The following is a 3,142-nucleotide window of genomic DNA, read 5'->3' as shown; positions in this document are numbered from 1 at the left end:
TCTACTCCCTATACTTTTAACCCGATAGCCTTCAGCAACTTCTCCCTCTCTCCACTGCCATTCGTACTGAGTCTTAACAGCCCAATTCCTGACTTTTCCAGTATATGATCCTTCATCTTATCCCTTTCATGCTGTATAGTTCCTTCTTTATGAAAAGAATAACCATCTATTTCAATGGCCAGCACAGGCTGTTTATTGACCTTGTTGTAGACCATAAAGTCCACGTGTGCCGCCGGATTCAGTGCATATCGTACCTCTTCATCGGAAAGATTGCTCAAATCCCTTATGATCATAGATAACGGTTCAAAACAAACTACAGCATACTCCGGATGACCTTGAAGCATTTCTGTAATAAAGTTATATGCCATGTTTTCAGAATCAAACTGTGATATACGCTTCTTATCTTTCAGATATCTCCACCGCTCTTCTCTATACTGAGAATATAGGAAATCAAAGATGGAATAGACTTTACTGTCAACGACTTCCATCTTGTTATACTGAATATATGAAATAAGATCGACTATGTTGCCGGTCTTCTCCTGCTCATTACCGGACACTACAACTATCAATCTTTTCTTAGCTCTGGAGACCGCAACATTAAGCAGATACGGATCATCAGTAAAATCTTTTATCTGGTTGTCTACTGTTGAAAGAATAATTACATCCTTCTCTCGTCCCTGGAACTTATGAACTGTAGCAGCATCTATACCGGGTATCTGCCGCCTTATAGCATTAACCTGATCATTGTATGGTGTAATAATGCCTATTTCATCCTTCGAAACATCCAATGTTGGAAGAATCTCATCTTTTATGACATCAATCTGCCGCTGATTATAGTTTCCCCTAGCATGATTCCCTTCTACAGTTTTCACCGCCATCAAGGCTTTTCCAAGATTATCGTCCTCAGTCATGACCAGAAGCTCTCCGTTATAAAACTTCTGATTACAAAATGATATTATTTGAGGATGGCATCTATAATGCTCTTTCAAAAGTACAGACGGGACATCAGGTAGCTATAATCATGTACTTTGTAGTATCCATAAATATATCTTATAACCATTCTTAATTTATGCAAATCCTCAGTAATCCATTCTTTCTCCGCACTTATCGCAGAATTTAGCACTTTCCGGAACTTTGTGGCCACAATTCCTACAATATTTGTAACCTGTCATAACTCCCTTGGCGCTAGGATTGAAATGCTCATCAGAAGATATATCTTCTTTTACAGAAATCTCTTCCTTTGCTAAATCTATCGATGATGTATTATCTTCCTCTATGATCTTGTCACTCTCGACTTTATATGAAATCTGTTCTACAGAACCATCTTCAAGATATTTTTCTGTTCGAACAGCAATATTCCAAATGTCTTTCATATCATAACGGATACTTAGCTCATCCAAGAAGCCATCTAATTCATCGGAATTTGGATATTGCCACTCGCGATTTCGGAATTTATCATCATGTTTCAAATAACCATTCGCGTGCAATAGCTCATGGAACAGAAGATATTTTACTACCTCACGATCAACATCTGGAGATTGATTATTCCGGCCCACCCCCGGTCGCAGTTCAGCGCAGCCTGACCGCGCTTCAGCGCATTTGATACGATCCGCACTTCCTATGTCGTGCGCGTTAGGCCAATCCTATGACCTTAATTGCTACTTGCGTATCCGAACAATCCATATCATACTCCACCCTCTTTTGTCACGATTCTTATACAATTATCGTGACAAAACAAAAATAACTTCTGGTCCACCGGACCAGAAGTTTCTCTAAATCAACCTCATTCAACTTGTGGTCACGATGACCACAAGTGACTTACTTCTTCTTTTTCGGTGCTGGCAATTCATCCACCATCGCATTTAGCAAGTCTTTCAGGAAATCTCTGTCATCAATATCCTCAACAAGCAGCATTTCCTTAGCACCTTCATAAGGCAATTCACGAGATGCATCAGGCATCATATCAAGCGCAGATTTCGTTGGCTTTACCAGAAATCTATCATCATAGATTCCACCAACAATCTTTCCCTGATAATAAATGATATACTCGCCCATCATCGCCCTATAAGAAATATCATCCAGGGATGACAATTGATCTAAAACATATTCTAAATAATCTTTACTAGAAGCCATCTGTAGTCTCCCATTCACTTTTGGTCCACCGGACCAAAAGTCACATATTTATACAAACATCTTAGAATGAATTATTTTATCAATTACTCCTATCGCCTCGTCGTAGTCAACTCTCTCTTTTTGGAAGTACGATGTTATCTCCTCATAGTCTTTTTCATATATCCTCTTATCGACTATCTCCTGAAGGTATTCGATAGTGTCAAATGTTTTTCGCAAATTCATTTTGCCCGCTCAGTTGCCGGCTGTTACCTGGCCAAACGTAGGTCTTCCTCAACATCCATTTCCAAGAGGTGTTCCATGTTCATGTATCGTTTGATACCCCAATCGGTCCCCGCTACATGACGTAGTCTTGCACAGACAAGCATAAGAACACTGTTTCTATCAGGGAATGCTCCAAGATGGCCGACTTTATATACATCAGAGTCAAGCTGAGCGGCATATCGCGAAGCAACGTTATTAAGCTCATTTTCTTCCGCATCCCCTATGAATATGAAGCTTGTATCCCCGCAGGTAACTATCAAAATAATCGAGTTATTGTTAGGATCTTCATAGTTGTTTATTGGGTCCATGACTTGGACCGTACATGATCCAAGTGTCAATATCTCGTCCGGTGCAGGAACATATGGTTTCAGATACCCATAGTCCAGTGCATCCATAACGCCAAGGTATATTTCATTGTCCTTCGTGTAATCCGGCATGAGAACCTGATCTACCGTGACATTGGAGATTACCGAAGCTGCGCCACCTATATGATCATCATCCGATTTCAAATACTTCCTGATTCATGCGGCAGTCGTTCAGGGCTCTATGTGCACCAGCAGTGGAAATATCAAAGTACTCCGCCATATCCGTTAACTTATACTATTATTCTACTCCCTATACTTTTAACCCGATAGCCTTCAGCAACTTCTCCCTCTCTCCACTGCCATTCGTACTGAGTCTTAACAGCCCAATTCCTGACTTTTCCAGTATATGATCCTTCATCTTATCCCTTTCATGCTGTATAGTT

General features: G+C 40.3%; 4 protein-coding genes and 2 pseudogenes. All 6 read right to left on the bottom strand.

Annotated features, from left to right (window positions below; translation table 11 throughout):
- Positions 1 to 8 precede the first annotated feature (8 nt).
- Positions 9 to 989, bottom strand: coding sequence for an AAA domain-containing protein (locus K6G87_RS05040; protein ID WP_296834649.1), 981 nt, complete (start codon positions 987 to 989; stop codon positions 9 to 11).
- A 90-nt stretch (positions 990 to 1,079) separates the two neighbouring features.
- On the bottom strand, positions 1,080 to 1,400 hold the full coding sequence (locus K6G87_RS05035) for a zinc ribbon domain-containing protein (RefSeq protein WP_296834647.1): 321 nt from the start codon (positions 1,398 to 1,400) through the stop codon (positions 1,080 to 1,082).
- 418 nt (positions 1,401 to 1,818) lie between these two features.
- A complete protein-coding gene (locus K6G87_RS05030; RefSeq protein WP_296834645.1) occupies positions 1,819 to 2,133 on the bottom strand; it encodes a TfoX/Sxy family protein in 315 nt (104 codons plus the stop codon).
- Between the two features lie 48 nt (positions 2,134 to 2,181).
- The gene (locus K6G87_RS05025) at positions 2,182 to 2,355 is read right to left on the bottom strand and encodes a hypothetical protein (protein WP_296834644.1); all 174 of its coding nucleotides are present in this window, start codon (positions 2,353 to 2,355) and stop codon (positions 2,182 to 2,184) included.
- 23 nt (positions 2,356 to 2,378) lie between these two features.
- Positions 2,379 to 2,531 (bottom strand): annotated as a pseudogene (locus K6G87_RS20045) (IS256 family transposase); the annotation flags it as partial.
- Positions 2,532 to 2,898: 367 nt separating this feature from the next.
- Positions 2,899 to 2,994, bottom strand: a pseudogene (locus K6G87_RS19895) (DNA polymerase III subunit epsilon); the annotation flags it as partial.
- Positions 2,995 to 3,142 lie beyond the last annotated feature (148 nt).

The organism is Butyrivibrio sp. (assembly GCF_024699075.1).
Note: the sequence above shows the minus strand (reverse complement) of the source record. Positions and strands in the feature narration are given on the sequence as shown.